14 protein-coding genes are annotated in these 19,262 nt (G+C 62.2%); 10 read left to right on the top strand and 4 right to left on the bottom strand.

The window, feature by feature from the left end; genetic code table 11:
- Positions 1 to 13 precede the first annotated feature (13 nt).
- From folB to Q0X28_RS01040, 6 genes are all read left to right on the top strand, one after another.
- A complete protein-coding gene (gene folB, locus Q0X28_RS01065) occupies positions 14 to 406 on the top strand; it encodes a dihydroneopterin aldolase (RefSeq protein ID WP_298575998.1) in 393 nt (130 codons plus the stop codon).
- Positions 403 to 948: a 2-amino-4-hydroxy-6-hydroxymethyldihydropteridine diphosphokinase gene (gene folK / locus Q0X28_RS01060; protein WP_296238559.1), complete on the top strand. Its 546-nt coding sequence runs from the start codon at positions 403 to 405 to the stop codon at positions 946 to 948. Before folB ends, folK begins: the two co-directional genes overlap by 4 nt.
- Complete coding sequence (locus tag Q0X28_RS01055; RefSeq protein WP_296238560.1) at positions 948 to 1,487, top strand: DUF3180 domain-containing protein; 540 nt, start codon at positions 948 to 950, stop codon at positions 1,485 to 1,487. The genes folK and Q0X28_RS01055 overlap by 1 nt, the downstream gene beginning before the upstream one ends.
- 95 nt (positions 1,488 to 1,582) lie before the next feature.
- Positions 1,583 to 3,523, top strand: coding sequence for a DUF6779 domain-containing protein (locus Q0X28_RS01050; protein ID WP_298575571.1), 1,941 nt, complete (start codon positions 1,583 to 1,585; stop codon positions 3,521 to 3,523).
- Entirely contained in the window at positions 3,524 to 4,372 is an 849-nt protein-coding gene (locus Q0X28_RS01045) for a pantoate--beta-alanine ligase (RefSeq protein ID WP_296238563.1), read from the top strand. It begins immediately after the preceding gene.
- Positions 4,373 to 4,393: 21 nt separating this feature from the next.
- Complete coding sequence (locus Q0X28_RS01040) at positions 4,394 to 5,479, top strand: alpha/beta hydrolase family protein (protein WP_296238565.1); 1,086 nt, start codon at positions 4,394 to 4,396, stop codon at positions 5,477 to 5,479.
- A gap of 100 nt (positions 5,480 to 5,579) precedes the next feature.
- Here the strand turns inward: Q0X28_RS01040 and Q0X28_RS01035 are convergent, their stop codons facing one another.
- On the bottom strand, positions 5,580 to 7,049 hold the full coding sequence (locus tag Q0X28_RS01035) for an MFS transporter (RefSeq protein WP_298575567.1): 1,470 nt from the start codon (positions 7,047 to 7,049) through the stop codon (positions 5,580 to 5,582).
- Positions 7,050 to 7,318: 269 nt separating this feature from the next.
- Here Q0X28_RS01035 and lysS point away from each other — a divergent pair, with 269 nt between their 5' ends.
- Positions 7,319 to 8,869 carry a lysine--tRNA ligase gene (gene lysS / locus Q0X28_RS01030; RefSeq protein ID WP_296238646.1) on the top strand — a complete coding sequence of 517 codons (1,551 nt, stop codon included), beginning with the start codon at positions 7,319 to 7,321 and terminating at the stop codon, positions 8,867 to 8,869.
- A gap of 48 nt (positions 8,870 to 8,917) precedes the next feature.
- Here the strand turns inward: lysS and Q0X28_RS01025 are convergent, their stop codons facing one another.
- Positions 8,918 to 11,188, bottom strand: coding sequence for an FAD-dependent oxidoreductase (locus Q0X28_RS01025; RefSeq protein WP_298575564.1), 2,271 nt, complete (start codon positions 11,186 to 11,188; stop codon positions 8,918 to 8,920).
- 247 nt (positions 11,189 to 11,435) lie between these two features.
- On the opposite strand from Q0X28_RS01025, the gene Q0X28_RS01020 reads away from it, so the two are divergent.
- A complete protein-coding gene (locus Q0X28_RS01020; protein WP_298575560.1) occupies positions 11,436 to 14,126 on the top strand; it encodes an ATP-dependent Clp protease ATP-binding subunit in 2,691 nt (896 codons plus the stop codon).
- A gap of 161 nt (positions 14,127 to 14,287) precedes the next feature.
- Here the strand turns inward: Q0X28_RS01020 and Q0X28_RS01015 are convergent, their stop codons facing one another.
- The gene (locus Q0X28_RS01015) at positions 14,288 to 16,228 is read right to left on the bottom strand and encodes an alpha/beta fold hydrolase (RefSeq protein WP_298575557.1); all 1,941 of its coding nucleotides are present in this window, start codon (positions 16,226 to 16,228) and stop codon (positions 14,288 to 14,290) included.
- A 152-nt stretch (positions 16,229 to 16,380) separates the two neighbouring features.
- Between Q0X28_RS01015 and Q0X28_RS01010 the strand changes: the two genes are divergently transcribed.
- Positions 16,381 to 17,346 (top strand): ADP-ribosylglycohydrolase family protein, encoded by a 966-nt coding sequence (locus tag Q0X28_RS01010; protein WP_298575554.1) that lies wholly within the window; start codon positions 16,381 to 16,383, stop codon positions 17,344 to 17,346.
- Positions 17,324 to 18,304: an alpha/beta fold hydrolase gene (locus Q0X28_RS01005; RefSeq protein WP_298575551.1), complete on the top strand. Its 981-nt coding sequence runs from the start codon at positions 17,324 to 17,326 to the stop codon at positions 18,302 to 18,304. Before Q0X28_RS01010 ends, Q0X28_RS01005 begins: the two co-directional genes overlap by 23 nt.
- Here the strand turns inward: Q0X28_RS01005 and Q0X28_RS01000 are convergent.
- A complete protein-coding gene (locus Q0X28_RS01000; protein ID WP_296238577.1) occupies positions 18,296 to 19,207 on the bottom strand; it encodes an A/G-specific adenine glycosylase in 912 nt (303 codons plus the stop codon). The genes Q0X28_RS01005 and Q0X28_RS01000 overlap by 9 nt on opposite strands.
- Positions 19,208 to 19,262 lie beyond the last annotated feature (55 nt).

The following is a 19,262-nucleotide window of genomic DNA, read 5'->3' as shown; positions in this document are numbered from 1 at the left end:
AGAAACCGCTGAGGTGCTCGACCGCATTAGTCTGACGGGTCTCTCTGCGCACGGCTATCACGGTGTGGAAGATTTTGAAAAGAAAGCAGGGCAGCTGTTTTCCGTCGATGTCTCGTTTTGGCTCAATACCCGGCAGGCAGGAGCCACCGACAATCTCACCCACACCATCAACTATGCGGAGGTCGCTGCGGCCGTCCACCAGGAGGTGACGGGTCCCAGCCGCGATCTGGTGGAAACACTCGCCCAGCAGATCGCCCACCGTCTCCTCCACGACTACCCCCTGATGCAGCAAGTGGAGGTCACCGTGCATAAGCCGGAGGCGCCCATTCCGGTGCCCTTCCAGGACGTCACCGTCACCATCCGCCGTACTCGTGCCGATCTCAACCAGGAGCGCCCCCGCCGATGACCACTGCGCTGCTCTCCCTCGGCGCCAATATTGGCGACCCCCTCGCGCAACTACAGGATGCCGCCCGTAGCTTCGCATCGTGGGCCTACGCCCACGCCAGTATCTACCACACCGCCCCCTGGGGTGTTACCGACCAGCCAGAATTTCTCAACACTGCTTTGCTGGTACGCGACCCCACTGCCACCGCCGAGGATTGGCTCGCCCGCGCTCAGGCTGCCGAACACGCGGCTGGCCGTACCCGTGACCATCACTGGGGTCCTCGCACTCTCGATGTTGACATCATCGCCTGCTGGCAAGATGACGTCGCCAGCACCCCCATTGTTTCCACGGACCCACACCTGCTGCTCCCACATCCGCACGCCACCGAACGCAGTTTTGTGCTGGTGCCAGCGCTAGAAATGCTCTCCGCCCACCACCCAGATTTGCCTCTGACGAGAGAATTCCGGCGGGCTCTCGCCGCATTGTTGGCACGCGATCCGGCGGCGGCGACTAGCATTCAACGCGACGCCACCCTTCATCTCACCCCCGAAGGAGCGCTGTAATGGAGCACCACTCTCAGCCAGATTCCCCCCAGAAGGAAGCGGGGAAGCCGGACAACAAACTGCATCTCACCGCGGTCAGTTCCCTCCTCGTGTGGGCTGCCGTGGCCGCCTTCTGCGCCTGGCTGATGGTCTCCACCTTCTACTCCAACTTGGCAGACTTCACCGTTTGGGTCAGTATCCCCGTCATGCTCCTCGCTATTGTGGACGGCGCTCTGGCGATCTACATTCGCCGGGCCATTGATCGAAACCGGGTGGGCCAGGACCGCCACCAACTCCACCCGGTGCGGGCTGCCCGGGCATTTGTATTGGGACGGTCGTCTGCATTTGCCGGTGCGATCTTTTTCGGCGTGGGCGTCGGTTCCGGTATCTACGTGTGGCCGCGGGTCCATATTTTGGCGGCGGCGCAGGCAGATTCGCCCGGTGTCATCGTGTTCACAGTGGCAGGTTTCCTGCTGGCGGTAGCAGGGTTGGCGCTGGAGAGGGCCTGCCAGGTCCCACCAGATAAGATCGAAAAGGATGCGGCGGAAGCGCGCACCTAAGGACACTCCCGGGGGAGAGAAACTTCTTTGGTAATCCGCCGGCTAGGTACCGGCCATGCTCCAGTTCCTTTCCAAAAACCGGTATCCTCGACGGTATGAGTGCACCCATATCAGCAGACCCAGAAGAGCGTAACGGCGGCCGTGCGAACCGCCTCCCGCAAGCTCACAACACGTGGCCCACTGTGGCCCTCATCGTGTTGGTCGTTTTGGCTGCCTTCGCCACCATCGTCATGCTGGTGACGGACTCTAGCGTGTGGCTGCGGGTCGCTATCGGCGTTGCCCTGTGGGCAGCCGTGTTGGGTGCCTTTCTCATCATGTACTACCAGCGTCGCGCTAACCAGTTCACCTCCCGCAACGGTCTTCTCGCCGAGGACTATCAGCGGGCGCTACAGCGTGAACTGGACAAACACGATGAGCTGGAGAAGAAGCGTCGCGCAGAAAGTGAAGAGTCCGCGCGGGAAGAACTCGAGCAACTCCGTCAGGAACTCACGGCACTCCGCATCTCTCTGGCGCAGCTCTTCGGCCCCGACTTTGAAGACCAACTGGCCATTGGGGACGGCCAAGAGGGCTACTACTTCGACGGCTACTACGACTACCCGGACTACGGCTATGACGCCGACTTTGAATACGGGGACTACAACGACCGCGGGTACCGCGACGATGGGGTGACGGAAGCCGAGGTCGTTCACGATGCCCAGGTAGTGTCCGAAACGCGCGAAGCCGCCACCGACCCCGCCGCCAGCTCTGCCATGGTCCGCGAGCAGCAGCGGGATAGCCAGGCTGCCGCCGCAGCTGCCCGTGCTGCGGCGGAAGAACGCCGCGTTGAGCAACTCCGCCAGGAGGAAGAAGCCCGCATTGCGTCCGAAGCCCGCCGCGCAGAGGAAGCCCGTAAGGCGGAACAGGCCGAGGTTGCTCGCCGGGATGCGGAAGAACGGCGGCGGGAAGCCGAGCGGAAAGCCGCCGAGGAGCAGAAGGCCGCCGAGGCCCGCCGCGCAGAGGAAGCCCGCCTGGCAGCCGAGAAGCGTCGGGCGGAAGAGGCCCGTAAGGCCGAGGAAGCCCGCCAGGCTGCGGAACTGCGTCGCCGACAGGAAGAGGAGCGCCTCGCCGCTGCCCGCCAAGCCGAAGAGGCCAAGCAGGCGGCAGAACGTGCCGCCGTGGAAAAGGCGGCGGCCGCTCGTCGTGCCCAAGCTGCCGAGGCTGCCCGCCGGGCGGAGGAAGAGCAGCGTGCATTGGCTGCCCGCCAGGCGGAGGAAGAACGCCGTCAGGCCCTCTACCGGGAGCGTGCCGAGCAGGCCTTCCGGGCTAGTGGCACTGCCGCCTCATACCCCAGTGGTGGCTCCTCCCATACTGCCGCTTCCTCCCATGCTGCGGCCAGCTCTCGGGATGCGAATACCAGCACTACCGAATACACCCCGCGCCGGGCGCGCCGGGCAGCCGAGGAATCCTCCTCAAATGCTGTCTTCCCCAGCTTCGGGCTGGGTGCTACTGGTGGCGCAGCTGCCGCTGCTGCCTCTACGGGCACCGGCTCCCACAGCTCCCACAGCAGTGACTCCCACACCCCCCGCCGGTTGGCCGGCAACGCCTCCTATACGCCTCCCACAACGCGTAGTAGCCATGCGGCGGAGAGTGGCGCAGCCTCCACTGGTCTCACGTCCAGCCGGGCTGCCTCTGGTCGCCGCGCTGCCGACGCCGCCACTCCAGCCGCTGCCGCCCCAGCAACTGAATCGGCTCAGCCCGCCCGCCGGAAGCGCGATGGGTGGCCGGACTTCTCCACCCAATTCGAAGCCCCGGAAGCTCCAGATATCGACTGGTCTGCTTTGACGGTGGATCCCTTCGCCGCGAAGCAAACCAGTGCCACCAGCAACACCGGCGCACAGAGTTCTGCCGGGCACACCTCCGCCGGGCAGGGGACGCGTACGTCCGGGCATTCCGCCCCCACTGCTGGCGGTGGCCGCCGTGCCACCGAAGAGCAGGGGTCGCACACCTCGGGCCTCAGCTTGGCAGATATTATGAAACGACTGGAGCAGAACAAGTAGATGCGCTCTAACCCCGGATACCACCCAGGCTCCGTCACCCGCCACACCAGCCCCGACACCATTGCCCAGGTGGCCCGGGCGCTCCACGCCACCAGCCGTCAGCTCATCCTCGTCCCCACCCGTGGAGGACTACACCGCGGGCATATCGGCATCATTGATACGGCTGCCCGCGTCCCCGGAAGCATCCTCGTCGTCACCTCCGTATGCTCGGACAACAGCCACTTGGGCCAGATCGAGCACGATGGAGAGGTGCTGCAGAATCTTCCTGGCTGCCCGGCACCCCTCTTCTTTGCTCCTGCCTGGGAAGCCCTCTTTCCACACGGCCTCCGCACTCTCGTCACCCCCCAGGATCCGACGGTGACAGTACCCGCCCCACCCGGGCTGGCGGAGTCCCTCACTGTGCACGCAGCGCTCCTCTCCTTGCTGCGGCCAGCTCGCATGTTTGTGGGGGAGCGGGACTTCTACCAGCTGGTCACCCTCCGCCATCTTGTCAAAGACCTCTCCCTCCCCACCGCCGTCACCGGTGTCAATACGCTGCGCGACAGCAACGGCATGGCGATCAGCCGCGAGAATAAAGACCCGCGGATGGCCCCGGCCCTGGCCCTCTCTGCCGCACTAGTGGCTGGCGCTCATGCGGTGCGGGAGGGGACAGCCGGCGTGCTGGCAGCGGCTGAAGCCGTGTTGGCGGCCGAACCTGGGTTGTCTCATCCGCAGGTGGCGCTCACGGACTACGATCTTGGCCCGGCTCCCGCCGAAGGGGACGCCCGGCTGCTGGTGTCTGCCTATCTGGCGGATGGTACCTTCTGTCATGACAATATTGGTCTCTTACTCGCCACTTCACAGGAGTAACGACTCACAGGAGTAACGACAATGACGACGCCTTCTCCCCGGCTGCTGAGCGGCACACTAGCAGCACTGTTGCTCGCCTCTGGTGTCCTTATCCCCTCTGCAGTGCCGTCTGCTACTGCAGTGGAGCATGAGCCGAATGGCTCAGTGAACGAACCCTACCCGAAAGTGCCCGTGGGGGTGCCGTTGGTGGGGAACCAGTACACCGCTCACCGCAGCTACCTCCGCCCCGGCTGCCGTTGGGATGTGTTCGGCCGTGGCCTGCAGCACTGCCAGGTGTATTCGCGGGCGATGAAACAGTCGATCCCGGTGGAGATTCTTCCCGCCAAGACGGCCGGTAACCCGCGCATCATCATGGCGTTGGATGGGCTGAATGACAATAACAAACACAATGGCTTTGTTTTCGCCGGCAATATGCAGGCCCGCTTGGTGAACTACGACGTCACCTTGGTTGCCCCGATCTCGGGGGATTATGCGGCGGGAACCTACTACACGGATTATGTGGCACCGATGGATAGCGGAAAGAACCTCCGCTGGGAGACCTTCCTGGTGCGAGAACTACCCGCCTACCTGGAGTGGAACTTCCAGGTTCCAAACCGGCGTAAGTCGACGGCACTGGTAGGGCTGTCGATGGGGTCGGTGGGAATTTTGAACCTTGCCCAGCGGTTCCCGCAGCGCTACACCGCGGTGAATGCCATGAGTGGCTTCTATACCTTGTCGCGGCCTTTGCGGGCGGGGGTGCTGGCGGTTGGCAGCCAGATGGTGGGCTACCAGCCGCGCCGCATGTGGGGTCCCTGGCCCACTGGCCAGTGGAGGGCGCACGACCCGTCTCTTAACATCACGAGGTACACCATGCCCGTGCGTGCGTCGTGCGGTAATGGCACGTCTCTGACGGGGGTGGAGCCACCACCTTTCGCAGTGGTCGCCGAGGTAGCCTCGCACGTGGATACAGAGGACTTCCAGAAGATGGTGGCGTTTGCGCCGAACCGGAAGAACTTCACTTTCCGTATTGCAAACAAAGGGGCCCACAACTGGGCGTTCTGGGAGGATGACCTGTACCACCACGGTGGTTTTACGTTCCTGCTGCGGAGTTTGGGGCTGCTCCGATAGTCGTCACTAACACTAAAAGCGGCCTGCCATCAGCAAGGGTGGGGCAGGCCGCCTTTAGTGTGGTGTTTGACGGTCTGAGCAGGTGCTCAGTTCTGTAGTGTTACAGGTTGCTCGGCGGGGTGCCGAGGTCTTCGGTAGCAGCCTCGAGCTTGGCGGCACGGGCCGCGTCACGCTTGGCATGGGAGTTAGCCAGAATGACCTTCTCCTTACGGTGCACCAGCGCCAACAGGACAATGGACAGCACTGCACAAACCACCAGGAACACGAAGGCGGCGTGCCAGCCGAGGTGCTGGGCGATGGCGCCAACACCGGTGGAGGCCATGGTAGCACCCAGCACGTAGCCGAAGAGGCCGGTGAAGCCTGCGGCGGTGCCGGCAATGTGAGTGGGGGAAAGATCCAGTGCCTGCAGACCAATCAGCATGACGGGGCCGTAGATGAGGCCGCCGGCGAGAGCCAGGGCGGTCCAGGAGACCCACATTGGGGTGTCGGTGGGGGGCAGCCAGTACAACAGGACAGCGAGGATAACGCCGGCCATGAAGACAATGCCAGTGATGGAGCGGTGACCCTTGAAGACGCGGTCGGAGACCCAACCACAGATCAGGGTGCCCACGATGCCAGCGATCTCGAAGATGGAGAAGCCGGCGATGCCTTCACCCACGGAGCCGCCGCGCACTTGCACGAGGTAGAGCGGCGCCCAGGAGACGATGCCGTAGCGGAGTGTGTAGACGAAAACGTTCGCTAGCGCCAGGAACACCATGGTGGGGTTGCGAAGGATGTGGCGGCGGATCGTTTGCCAGGTGGACTCGGAACGGTCAGTCTCGTCGATCTCCACCGGGGCGGGGTCGTTGTGGTACTCCTCAATGGAGGGGAGGCCCATTGACTGCGGGTTGTCGCGCACCAGGAAGAAGGTGATGATGGCGAGCACAAAGCAGATGACGGCGGGGAACCAGAAGGCGGATGCCCAGTTGTTATGACCGAAGTGGTCGAGGGCGAAGGCTACAAGCACACCGGAGAGGGCGCCACCAACGTTGTGGGCTACATTCCAAATTGCCATCTTTCCACCACGCTCGGAGGTGGAGAACCAGTGGACCATGACGCGGCCGGAAGGCGGCCAGCCCATGCCCTGGAAGATGCCGTTCACTGTCATGAGAATGGCGAAGATACTCACCGAGATGGTGGCACCAGCGGAGAGGCTGATGAGAACGTTGGTGAGGCCCGACAGGATGAGGCCGAGCGGCATGAAGTAGCGAGCGTTCGCGCGGTCACTGATGGTGGCGGCGAAGAACTTGGAAAGACCGTAGGCCACGAGGAGGCAGTTGGCGATAATGCCGATATCGGTCTTGGAGAGGCCATTCTCGTACAGAATGTTGGAGACGAGGCTGACGTTGTTGCGGATCAGATAGAAGGAGGCGTAGCCAATGAAGATACCGATGAACACTTGGAAGCGCAGGCGCGGGTAGAGTTTATCGATTTCTTCCTTGGGTAGCAGCTGCTTGGGCTGGGGTGCCCGCAGCCAGCGTGGGAGCCGGGACTTGGGCTCACCTTTCATTTCGGCTGCGGTGGAATCCACGGCAGCATTCTTATCACATTCGGAAGTAGTCACCCCTTATGTCTACCGTATGAGCACCATCTTTCTATAACCCTATTAACAGGAATTGCCTAAGCTTTTGTACAGGTTATACAGGCGGTAACCACCGCAGCATCTCCAGATTCGTCTAGCTGCAAAAAGGCACTATTCTAGAGAACGTGACTGATCTCAAGAAAACCTCGCAGGGCGCAACCGCCGCTGCTGCAGCCTCCTCCGCTTCCGATGACGACAAGTCCCCCGAACAAGTCCGCATCCGCAAGGACAAGCGGCTGCGTTTGTTGGAAGAGGCCGCCCAGGGTCATGAGGACCGCCACCCCTACCCAGTAGTGGTGCCGCGGACCCACACGCTGCGCGAGATCATCGACAATACTGACTATGACACCCTCGGTAATGGTGACGAGTCCACTGATATCGTCACGATCGCGGGTCGAGTGCTCTTTGTTCGCAATACTGGCAAGCTGTGCTTTGCCCGCCTGCAGGAAGGTGTCACGAACGACACCGCCGCCACCACTGCGCTGGGAGAGGCTGCCCAGTTGCAGGTGATGCTGTCACTGTCTGAGGTGGGGGAGGATGCACTGGCCGCGTGGAAGGCCGATGTGGACTTGGGCGATTTCGTCTATGTGACGGGTCGTGTCTGCCGCTCGAAACGTGGCGAGCTTTCTGTGATGGCCACTCATTGGGCGATGGCGTCGAAGGCACTGCGCCCGCTGCCGGTGGCGCACAAGGAGATGAGTGAGGACACCCGGATTCGTCACCGGTATACCGACCTCATCATGCGCGAAGAGGCCCGGAAGAACGCCATCGTGCGTATTAAGGTGGTGCGTGCGCTGCGGCACGCACTGGAGCGTCGCGGCTTCCTGGAGGTGGAGACTCCGATGCTGCAGACGCTGCATGGTGGTGCTGCCGCCCGCCCGTTCGTCACCCACTCCAATGCACTGGACATTGACCTTTACCTGCGTATTGCTCCGGAACTGTATCTGAAGCGCTGTATTGTGGGCGGTTTGGACCGGGTGTTTGAGATCAACCGTAACTTCCGTAATGAGGGCGTGGACTCCTCGCACAGTCCCGAGTTCGCCATGCTGGAGACCTACCAGGCCTACGGCACTTATGACGATGCCGCTGTGATGATGCGAGAAATGATCCAGGAGATTGCCCTGGAGGTGTTTGGCTCCACCACCGTCACCCTGGCAGATGGCAGTGAGTACGACTTTGGCGGCGACAGCTGGAAGACCATCGAGATGTACCCGTCTCTTAACGAGGCGCTGCACCGCAAATTCCCGGAGACGATCGGGCTGGAGGTGACGGTGGATACGTCCGTGGAGGAGCTGCAAGACATTGCCAGCGTCATCGGCCTAGAAGTACCCCAGGATGCTGGCTGGCTGCACGGCAAGCTGGTAGAAGAGATTTGGGAGAACCTTTGTGAGGACCAGCTGGAGGGCCCCATTTTTGTGCGGGACTTCCCGGTGGAAACCTCCCCGCTGACCCGCGACCACCGCTCCAAGCGGGGTGTGACGGAGAAGTGGGATCTCTACGTGCGCGGCTTCGAGCTGGCCACCGCCTACTCCGAGCTGGTGGACCCGGTGATTCAGCGGCAGCGTTTCGAGGATCAGGCGCGTTTGGCCGCCGCCGGTGACGACGAGGCCATGGTGCTCGATGAGGACTTCCTGGAGGCTATGGAGCAGGGTATGCCCCCGGCCTGTGGTACCGGTATGGGTATTGACCGCCTGCTGATGGCACTTACCGGCCTGGGTATCCGCGAGACGGTGCTCTATCCGATGGTGAAGCCCCAGCAGTCCAAGTAGACTCGGTAGCTTCCGCAGCCATGCTCAGCCGTTTTACGGGCAGCTGTATTAGAGGGCACGTCCCAGGCGTTCCGCCGCCTGTACTGCTTCCATGACGCGGCCGGGTTTCACTGCGTCCGCGATGACATTCACTTCGGGAATGCGGTGGGCGCGCTGGAGATCCGCGAAGAGCTGGTGGTCTGCTGCCAAGCCGGAGGCGAAGACGATAAGGTCTCCCGGAAGTTCCTGAATCTCATTCTGCTCCTTGATTTTTGGTGCGAGTGGGTTCTCGATGTTAGCTGGCAGAATGGGATGCCATGTCTCATACGGATTGGGGACGGAGGGGTGCAGATTGCGCTCTACCCGCAGCCCGCGGGGCGTGATCTCCACAGCCTTGGTGCAGTTGAGCAGCGGTACACCTGCCCGGCCCAGATAGTGGATGAGCATGCCCCGGTTGGAGGTGACGGTGTGCCCCATAAAACGCGGCTCCATCTCGATCACCGTCACCTCTTTCGCATGTTCCATGCGTAGCCAGTAGGCCACTTCGCAGCCCACATCGCCGCCACCCACCACGATGACGCGCTGCACGCCCGCTAGTTCTTCGGGGTGGACGAGAAGATCGGTGGCCAGCATGGTGCGGTTGGTGTTCTGCCCGGGGATGGGCAGGGTTACGGGGTTACTACCGACAGCGACCACGACGGAGTCGGGCTGCTGGGCGAGTACCCACTCGCTGGTGGCAGTGGTGTTCATGATTACGGTGAGGTTGTTGTCGCGTTCTGCCTCGGCGACTTTGCGACGCAGCCAGTCCAGGTAGAGCTGGATGTCGAACTTAATCGCGGGTTGGCAACCGGGCACAATTTGGCCACCCAGCTGGTCGGTTTTTTCTACCAGAGTGACGTGGTGGCCGCGTTTCGCAGCGGTGATAGCGGTGAGACAGCCGGCGGGGCCACCCCCAATCACGTACACGTTCTTGGGCTGTTCTGCGGGGATGGGGTCCTTTGGCATGTCGTATTCGAAGGCGGTGCGCGCGTTGACGGCACAGAGCGGGTGGCCACCTGCCACAAACTCGTGCACGCAGCCTTCTTGGCAGCCGATGCAGGGTCGGATGTCGTCGACGTCTCCCCGGTAGGCTTTGTTGGCCCATTCTGCGTCGGCCAGCAGCGGGCGGCCGAGCATCACCATGTCGGCGGAGCCGTCCCGCAGCACTTGTTCGGCGGTGTCGGGGTAGTTCAGTTTTCCGACTTCCACAATGGGGACGGGCATCCCCGCGTTGGAGAGTACGCCGTCGCGGGCGAAGGCCTCTTTAACGTAGCGGGAGACGGCGGCGAAGCAGGCGGGTGGCATGGCGTTCGGCATGTGGGCGAGCCACCAGTTGTCGTAGCAGCCCAGGTCCACGTCGAACATGTCGACGCCGGCTTTCACCAGGTTCTTCATGTAGTCGAGGGTTTGTTCCACGGTACGGCCGTTGACAAACTTTTTCATGTCCGTCTCGAACATGGTCTGCCCGTAGGTTTCGTTGAGGGCATGGGAGAGGTCGATGCGGTACATGATGGGGTACTTGGGCCCCACTCTGCGTCGAATTTCTTTGATGAGATCTAGCCCGAAGCGCTGTGGATCGCGGTATCGGCCGAGTTTGCGGCGGTTCCAGGCGCCGCTGGTGAGCTGGTCCAGCAGATAGCCTTCGTGGCCGTGGAGGTAGACGCCGTCCAGTCCACACTCTTGCGCGTTGGCGGCGGCCTGCCCGCCCAGTTTCACCATCTTTCTTATTTCGTGATTGGTGAGGCGACGGCAGGGGACGGTGCCCATGTAGAAGTTGGGGTTCCAGGAGGCGGAGACGGGCAGTTTGTGGTCATTGAGGAGGCATTGGGGGTTGCCGACGCGTCCGAGCCCTGCCGTCAGCTGAATGAACACTTTGGAGCCGTAGGCGTGGACTCCTTGGGCGAGGTCGCGCCACCCGGCGAAGTTGGTGCGGGAGTTGTCGATGCGGGGGAAGTAGGTGAGGTCTCCGGGTTCGATGAGAGAGGGGTCGACGCCGAAGGTGAAGGGGATGAGGCCGGTGGTGATGAGTCCCACTCCGCCTTTTGCGCGCTCAACGAGGTAGTCCACCATCTGTTCGTTGGGCCGGCCGGATTCATCGCACATGGTGATGTTGCCCATGGGGGCCATGACGATGCGATTTTTGATAAAAACGGAGTTCACCTGGATGGGGGTGAAGAGGTGGGTGTAGGGCCACAGGTCGCGTGTCATCTCTCCGGAGTAGGGCCATTTTCCGGGCAGGAACCAGTCGGCGAAACTATCGACGAGTTCTTGGATGAGAGGATCTTTGTGCAGTGCGGGCATGGCGCGCTCCTTGTGTCAGTACGTGCCTTTTACGCTAGTAGCGTAGGCGTCTCAATTCGTGGAATTGACGAGGTGGTATGCCGCAAAAACTAGGTATGATCAGGAATTTCTAAGGTGGTTTGTGACGCATTTCTCAGCCCCGTAGGCTGTGGAGTGAGCATTTAAAAAGCACCCTGATGCGGATGCAACAATTTAGCCTGCTCGCGCGTTCTATAGAATGAGAATGTAGAGACAAGTAGGGAGACCAATGTTCGAACGGTTTACGGATCGCGCTCGCCGCGTGGTTGTGCTGGCTCAAGAAGAGGCTCGCATGCTCAACCACAATTACATCGGAACTGAGCACATCCTGCTAGGACTTATCCATGAGGGCGAAGGCGTTGCCGCCAAGGCCCTTGAGGCCATGGACATCTCCCTCGAATCTGTGCGCGAGCAGGTCGAGGAGATCATCGGGCAGGGCACGCAAGCCCCTTCCGGCCATATTCCTTTCACCCCTCGCGCCAAGAAGGTTCTGGAGTATTCCCTCCGCGAGGCACTGCAGCTGGGCCACAATTACATCGGGACTGAGCACATCCTGCTCGGCCTCATCCGCGAGGGTGAGGGCGTCGCCGCCCAGGTGCTCACCAACCTCGGTGCGGATCTGCCGCGCGTGCGCCAGCAAGTCATTCAGCTGCTCAACGGCTACCAGGGAGGCTCTAGCTCCCCGGAGGGAACCCCGGAACCGGCAGCTGCCGCCGCAGTACCCTCCTCCTCCCCGTCCCGTGGCCGCGGAGGCACCCCCTCTACGTCCCTGGTGCTCGACCAGTTCGGCCGTAACCTCACGGCGGCTGCCCGCGAAGGCAAGCTTGACCCCGTCATTGGGCGTGAGAAGGAAATCGAACGCATCATGCAGGTGCTGTGCCGCCGCACCAAGAACAACCCCTGCCTTATTGGCGAGCCGGGTGTTGGTAAGACTGCCGTGGTGGAAGGTCTCGCACTGGCTATCGCCCACGACGACGTGCCAGACATCCTCGCCAACAAGCAGCTCTATAGCCTTGACCTCTCCAGCATGGTGGCGGGCTCCCGCTACCGTGGTGACTTCGAAGAGCGCATGAAGAAGGTGCTGAAGGAGATCACCCAGCGCGGTGACATCATCATCTTCATTGACGAAATCCACACCCTGGTGGGTGCGGGTGCCGCCGAGGGTTCCATTGACGCCGCCAACATTCTGAAGCCGCGCCTATCCCGTGGCGAGATTCAGTGCATTGGCGCCACCACCATGGACGAGTACCACAAGCACATCGAGAAGGACGCCGCCCTGGAGCGCCGCTTCCAGCCCATTCAGGTGCCAGAGCCGATTCAGGAAATGGCCATCGACATCCTCAAGGGCCTGCGCGACCGCTACGAGCAGCACCACAAGGTCACCATCACTGATGCTGCTATCACCAGTGCCGTGGACTTGTCCGCCCGCTACATCACCGACCGCTACCTGCCGGATAAGGCCATTGACCTCATCGACGAGGCCGGTGCCCGCCTACGTATTAAGCGCATGACCGCCCCGCCGGACCTACGTGAGTTCGACGACAAGATCGCCGAGGTACGCGGTCGCAAAGAATCCGCCATCGACAACCAGGACTTCGAGAAGGCCGCCGCGCTGCGCGACGACGAGAAGAAGCTCATTGCCGAACGGAAGGTGCGAGAGCAGCAGTGGCGGGACGGTGAATCCGCCTCCGATGCGATCGTGGACGACGACAACATTGCCGAGGTGCTGGCCAACTGGACCGGTATCCCCGTCGCCAAACTCACCGAGTCCGAATCCAACCGTCTACTGCACATGGAAGATGAGCTGCACAAGCGCATCATTGGCCAGAATGAGGCAGTACAGGCCGTGTCCCGCGCCATCCGTCGCACTCGTGCCGGCCTGAAGGACCCGAAGCGTCCTGCCGGTACCTTCATCTTCGCCGGCCCCTCCGGTGTGGGTAAGACTGAGCTGTCGAAGGCGTTGGCCGAGTTCCTCTTTGGTGACGACGACGCCCTCATTACGGTGGATATGGGCGAATACCACGATGCCTATCAAGTGTCCCGCCTCTTCGGTTCCTCGCCCGGATACGTGGGCTACGAAGAGGGTGGCCAGCTCACCGAGAAGGTGCGCCGCAAGCCGTTCTCCGTGGTTCTCTTCGACGAGATCGAAAAGGCCCACCAGCGTATCTACGACTCCCTCATGCAGGTCCTCGACGAGGGCCGCATGACGGACGGACAGGGCCGCGAGGTGGACTTCCGCAACACCGTCATCATCTTCACCTCCAATATTGGTACCCAGGATATTTCCAAGCCGGTCGGCATGGGCTTCCAGGATTCCTCCAATGCGAACGAGGGCAATTACCAGCGGATGCAGAACAAGGTGCGCGAGGGCATGAAGAAGCACTTCCGCCCCGAGTTCCTCAACCGTATCGATGACGTCATCGTCTTCCGCCAGCTCACCGAGGACGAGATCCTGGAGATGGTCGACCTCATGTTGGGTAGCGTGCAGAAGCAGTTGCGCCACCAGGATCTCACCCTGGAGGTCACCGAGCTAGCCAAGCGCCTGCTGGCCAAGCGTGGTTTCGACCCGGTGCTGGGCGCCCGCCCGCTGCGCCGCACCATTCAGCGCTATGTGGAGGACGAACTGTCCGAGAAGATCATCTTCGGTGACTTCGCGCCGGGCGACACCATCCAGGTGGGCGTCGACGGCTGGGACGGCGAAGGCTCCCACGACAACGCCCTCTTCACCTTCACCGATGTGAAGCCGGAGGCGCCCCGCGATGTGGTGGATGCTGGTGATGGGGCCGCTGCTGGTGCCAATACCCCCGAGCCGGCGGCGGAGCCGGAGCAGATTGTGCCCCTCGCCTCCCATAATGATGAACCAACTTCCGCGGGCGGTGCTGCTGCCGCCGAATCGGAAGATGAGGAGTTCCTCAGCTGAGTGTAGGGACATGCCAGTACGTGAAGAGGTCCCCGCTTCCCAAAGGAAGCGGGGACCTCTCGTCTGTTGGCTGGTGTCTGTCGGCCCTCGTGGGGCTAGTGTTTGTTGACCACAGTGTGTGCGCCCAATGCTGAGCCAGATGGGGCCATTGTGTTGCTGTCTTAACTAAGCGGTATGAACCCGCCAAGGTAGAACGGCACCACCCCGCGCGGCATTGCCCACGTTATGCGCGGGTCGAGGGCATGCACCACCTCGTAGAGCGCATACGGGTCGTAGGGCAGTGCGAAGTGGTCGGCGAAGTCCAGCGGGTATTTGCTCTGCAACGTGATATTCGTGACGTTCGGGGCTTTCGGCAGGTAACTGGACCACTGCGGCACCACCGCATCCTCGTAGAGGGTGGCGATGGAGGTGTAGTGCACCGCCGGGTGCGTGGGTGTGCCACTGCGCCACAGTTCTCTGACAAAGTCTGAGGTGGGCAGCATTTGGTTGAGGGCGGGGCCTCGCTCTATGCCGACGAACGTGGCGGCGGCGGAGGTGAACGTGCCCTTGTTGGCGGGGGCTAGGGCGACAAAGTTGTGGACGTATTTCCACCCACCTAGTTTGGTGAGGTACCAGTGTGGCATGAGGCCGCCCTGTGAGTGGCCAACTAGGTCTACCTGGCGGGCGCCGGTGAGAGCACGGACCTTGTCCACCTCGGCAGCAAGTTCTTTGGCAGAGTCGCGCATGTCTCCGATGCCGCCTGCAGTGGATTGCGCGCTCATCCGGCCGTAGTTGAAGGTGAAAACGTTGAATCCGGCATTACGGAGGAGGGGCGCCAGGGCAATCCAACTGGAGCTGGAGTTTTCGTAGGTGCCGTGCACAAGGATGATGGGTCGCGGGTGACGGGCGGCGAGGGCGGGGTCAAAGTAGTTGGCGCCGGCAGGTGTGGCGTTTTTGTCTTTCAGCCCAGCCTGCTGTGCTTTGAGCTTGTTCATCACTACCGGATGTGGTCCGTAAAAAGCTTTGGGCAGAATCTGCTTGGGGGTGGTTGTGGCAGTGGCTGTGCCTTGTTGGGGGAATGGGACGTAGCCGCCAATGTAGGGGAAGGAGACACCGCAGGGGACGGTGCCGTGGTAGCGGTGGTCGAGGGCACGGAGGACCGTATTGAGGGTGGTGGGGTCGAAGATATTGGCGTGGTGGTCTGTTAAGTCGGTGGAGCAGAGGTCTTGGACCACAATGTTTTTCACATTCTTGGCAGGAGGTAAGAACTGGGAGGTGTAGGGGGTGACGACATCGTCATAACGGGTGGTGATGACGGTGTAGTCCACACTTGGGTGGGTGAGCGGGCGCGAATGCAGCTTGCGGAGAAACGCAGAGCCCTTCATCTGGTCCTGCTGCGAAGGGGAAATGAGATCGCCGCCCAGAGCCGTCACCCGATCTGTCGCAGCCTGGTTCTTGAGAAGGCCGAAGGCGTCGGTGCCGCGCAGGGAGGGGGAGATGGCCACCATACGGTTGACCTTCTTATACCCGTCGAGGAAGTTCATGTAGAAGAAGGGCATCATGCCACCCTGCGAGTGACCCACAATATCGACCTTCGCGGCACGGGTTTTGGCAAGCACTAGTTCCACCCAGGCTTTTAGCTGCAGAGCGGAATTTTCGACCTTGTCCATGGCGCCGTCCCCATTACCGCCCGGGACAAGGCCATAGCTGGGGGCGAAGATACAATAGCCCGCGTTTTTGAGAAGTGGAGCGAGAGCATTCCAAGCGTACACGGGGCGATCGCTTGTGCCGTGGACGAGGATGACAGGGTTGGGGTGCTCTTTGCTGGGATGGCAATTCCAATCGCCAGCTCCCGGGGGTGCTGCGTTGGGATTGTGGACTTGCAGGGTTTTCGCATGCGGGGCCGACACGTCGATCTTCCGTGGTCCGCGGAAGGGGGCAGGCATACCCGCAACGTCATTGACATACCAGGGGGTGGTGGGGAGCACCTTGTAGACGGGGCTGGGGCCGGCCTGCGCGGTGCCCGCCAGGAGCCCGGTGGTGAGGGCGAGGGCGGTGGTGGCGGCGGCGGTGCTGCGGAGAACCCGGCGCCTGGTGGCGCCGTGGTGGTTAACGATAGTCACAGGTGTTGTCCTCACAATTAGACGGAGGGGATGGCTTCATCCTACTCGGGGAGGGGAACGGGCAGTCGGGTAGAATGGGGCCAGCTGTTTCGTCATCAGATCTGCTGCCCTTGTCTTTTCTCCGGCACAGGTTGTCTATTCGGGAGGTTCACATGTTGGACGAGTCCATCCGCGATCGGGCTTTGGGCGCCGTGCTGGGAGCTGCGGTGGGTGACGCTCTGGGGGCCTCCTATGAATTCCTGTCTGCCGCAGAGATCGCTCACCAGGGCGAAATTGAGATGCGCGCCGGGGCAACGCACCTACAGCGGGACAAAGGCGAGTGGACGGACGATACCGCCATGAGCACTGTCATTTTGCAGGCGGCTGCTACCTACCATGAGCTGCTCTCCGCTACCGCGCTGGATAGTGTCGCCACAGGCTTCCAGGAGTGGGCGGAGAGTAATCCGCCGGCTATCGGTGCGCAGACGAAGCGGGTGTTGGGGGCGAGTGGCGCCCGCACTGCCGAGGCACTATTGCGGGATTCCAAGCATCTGCCGGGCACGCATAAAGGGGGCAATGGGTCGTTGATGCGGACCGCCCCGGTAGCACTCCCGTATCTGGGCGAGGGGAAAGGTGGCGAGGCCGTGGAGGCGGCGGGGGTGATCTCTGACTTGACCCACTACGATCTGCGCGCCCGCCAGGCCTGCCGAATGTGGACGAACGCCATTCGCCACGCCATTCTCGTGGGGACGGTACAGGGCGTACCGGCCTACCTGCAAAATTACGCGGATACCGAGGAGCAGCGTTTCTGGGTGAAGCAATTTCAGGCGGCAGAACAATCCGATGTATCCGCCCATGTGGAGACGAACGGCTGGGTTGTGGATGCACTGGTGTGCGCATGGCATGCCATTGCGACGACGCCGGGCAGGGGTGGCGAACACTTCCAGAAGGCTCTGCGGAAGGCGGTTGCCTTGGGCCATGACACGGATACGGTGGCGAGCATCGCCGGCGCCCTCTTGGGGGCATGCTGGGGCGCTTCCGCTATTCCTGCGGAGTGGACAGCGTGCTTGCATGGCTATCCGGGGTGGACGGTCTCCGATCTGGGGCGTCTGGTTGATGAGATTCTCGCCGCCCAATAGTCTCGCTGCTGCACCGGGTGGACTAAGCCCCCACTACCGGCTCTACCAGTATTGTCCAGGGGAGAACGATGGTCTTCACCCGGTCGGGGTGAAGGCTCCTGCCCAGCCGGCAGTGGCACCTTCCACCGACGCCTATCCCCTTCTCCTCATCCATGGGCTGATGGGCCGCGCCCGCACCTGGCTCGACCATCTGGACTGGTTCGCTGCGGCAGCCAACCGTGCCGGTCTCGGGCAGGTCTATCTTTACGACCAGCCCTACCACACCGGTGGCCCCTACCCACCGGAGCTCCCCGCGGAGGCCGTCGTCGGTCAGCCCCGCATCTTCCTCGACACCCTCCCCGATGTCTCTACCCTCTTCTTTACCCAACAACTGGGGCGGGCAATCCGCGAGGTCCTCGCCCACAGCGGAGCCCGGCGGGTCGTCCTGGTCGGCCACTCCATGGGGAGCCTCCACGCTTGGTGTGCGGCAGCCCACTGGCCAGAGCTGGTGGCGGGGGTTGTAGTGGAGGATATGTCTCCAGATTTCCGCGGGCTGTCCACGGTGCTTTACGACGACTACTACAATTCGTGGCCGGTGACATTCGACGCGGATACCTTCGGGGAGATGTTCGGTGAGGTTGCGGGGCGTTATTTCCGGCGGAGTTTCGACCGCCACCTCTCGTCTAGCCGTGCCTCCACTGTGTGGACTCTGCATGGCTACATGGAGGTGTACACCGCCATCGCCAACTACTGGGGAGACCACCCCACCTGGGCGGAGTGGAACGCCGTCGCCTGCCCCACGTTGCTCCTCAAAGCACAGGATGGGGTGACGCAAGACGGCACGATGGAACAGATGGAGCAGCGCAACAGCCCGGCACTTCCCTTGGTGTATGCCACCACTCCCGGGCATATTATTCACGATGTCGAACCGGCACTCTATCGCCGGCACGTGGGCGCGTTCTTACAGCAGCTAACTTAGCTCTCCCGCCAGACCATAGCGGCCCGCCGCGGAGCACTCCATCAGCCCATCCGTCAGCAGAGACTGCAGTGCCCGCTCGCGTTGAAGCGCATCCGGCCACACCACATCCAGCGCCGTTTTCTCCACCCCACCGGGCTGCTCCCGCACCACATCCAGCAACAGACCCCGCACCTGCCGGTCAGTGCCCGTAAATTTTTGTGGAGCAGGGCGTCGGCCATGCGTGTCGTCATCCCACACGGGCTTTCCGGCCGCCACCCAGGCACAGGCATCCGCCAGCACACACTCCGCGCAGCGGGGCGCCCGCGCGGTACACACCAGCGCCCCGAATTCCATCAGCGCGGCCGAGAACTGGGCTCCGGTGGTGGGGTCTTCCGGCAGCAGTGCCTCCACTTCTGCCAGGTCCGCTTTCTCGCGGGGTTTCCCTTGGTCTGGTTTGCCGTGCTCGACCCGGGCGACGACGCGCCGCACATTGGTGTCAACGACAGGCACATTATCGCCGTAAGCGAAACAGGCCACTGCGCGCGCGGTATATGAGCCCACCCCGGGAAGGGAGAGTAGTGTCTTTACGTCTCGCGGCACTGTGTCCTGATACTTGGCTGCCACCACTTGGGCGCATTCCCGGAGGCGGAGGGCACGACGCGGGTAGCCGAGTTTTCCCCATGCGCGGACGACCTCCGCAACAGGCTCTTTGCCCAGGTCACTGGGGTGGGGCCAGCGTTCCATCCAGTCCCGCCAAATGGGCTCAACGCGGGTCATGGGGGTTTGTTGGCTCATGACTTCCGAGACCAGCACTCCCCAGGCACTGGTGTGGGGATCCCGCCAGGGAAAGGGGCGGCGTGCTTCCGCGAACCAGCTGAGGATACGCTGGTGGGCGGCGGGGGTGGAGAGATAGCTGGTCGTCACGTGGTCAGTCTAAGACACGGGACGGCAATGAGCAGCCGGCACCCCCAATTTTGGT

It is taken from the genome of uncultured Lawsonella sp. (assembly GCF_947252745.1).
In the GTDB taxonomy this organism is placed as follows: Bacteria; Actinomycetota; Actinomycetes; order Mycobacteriales; family Mycobacteriaceae; genus Lawsonella.
The sequence above is the reverse complement of the archived record's forward strand: the minus strand, read 5'-3'. Positions and strand labels throughout refer to the sequence as shown.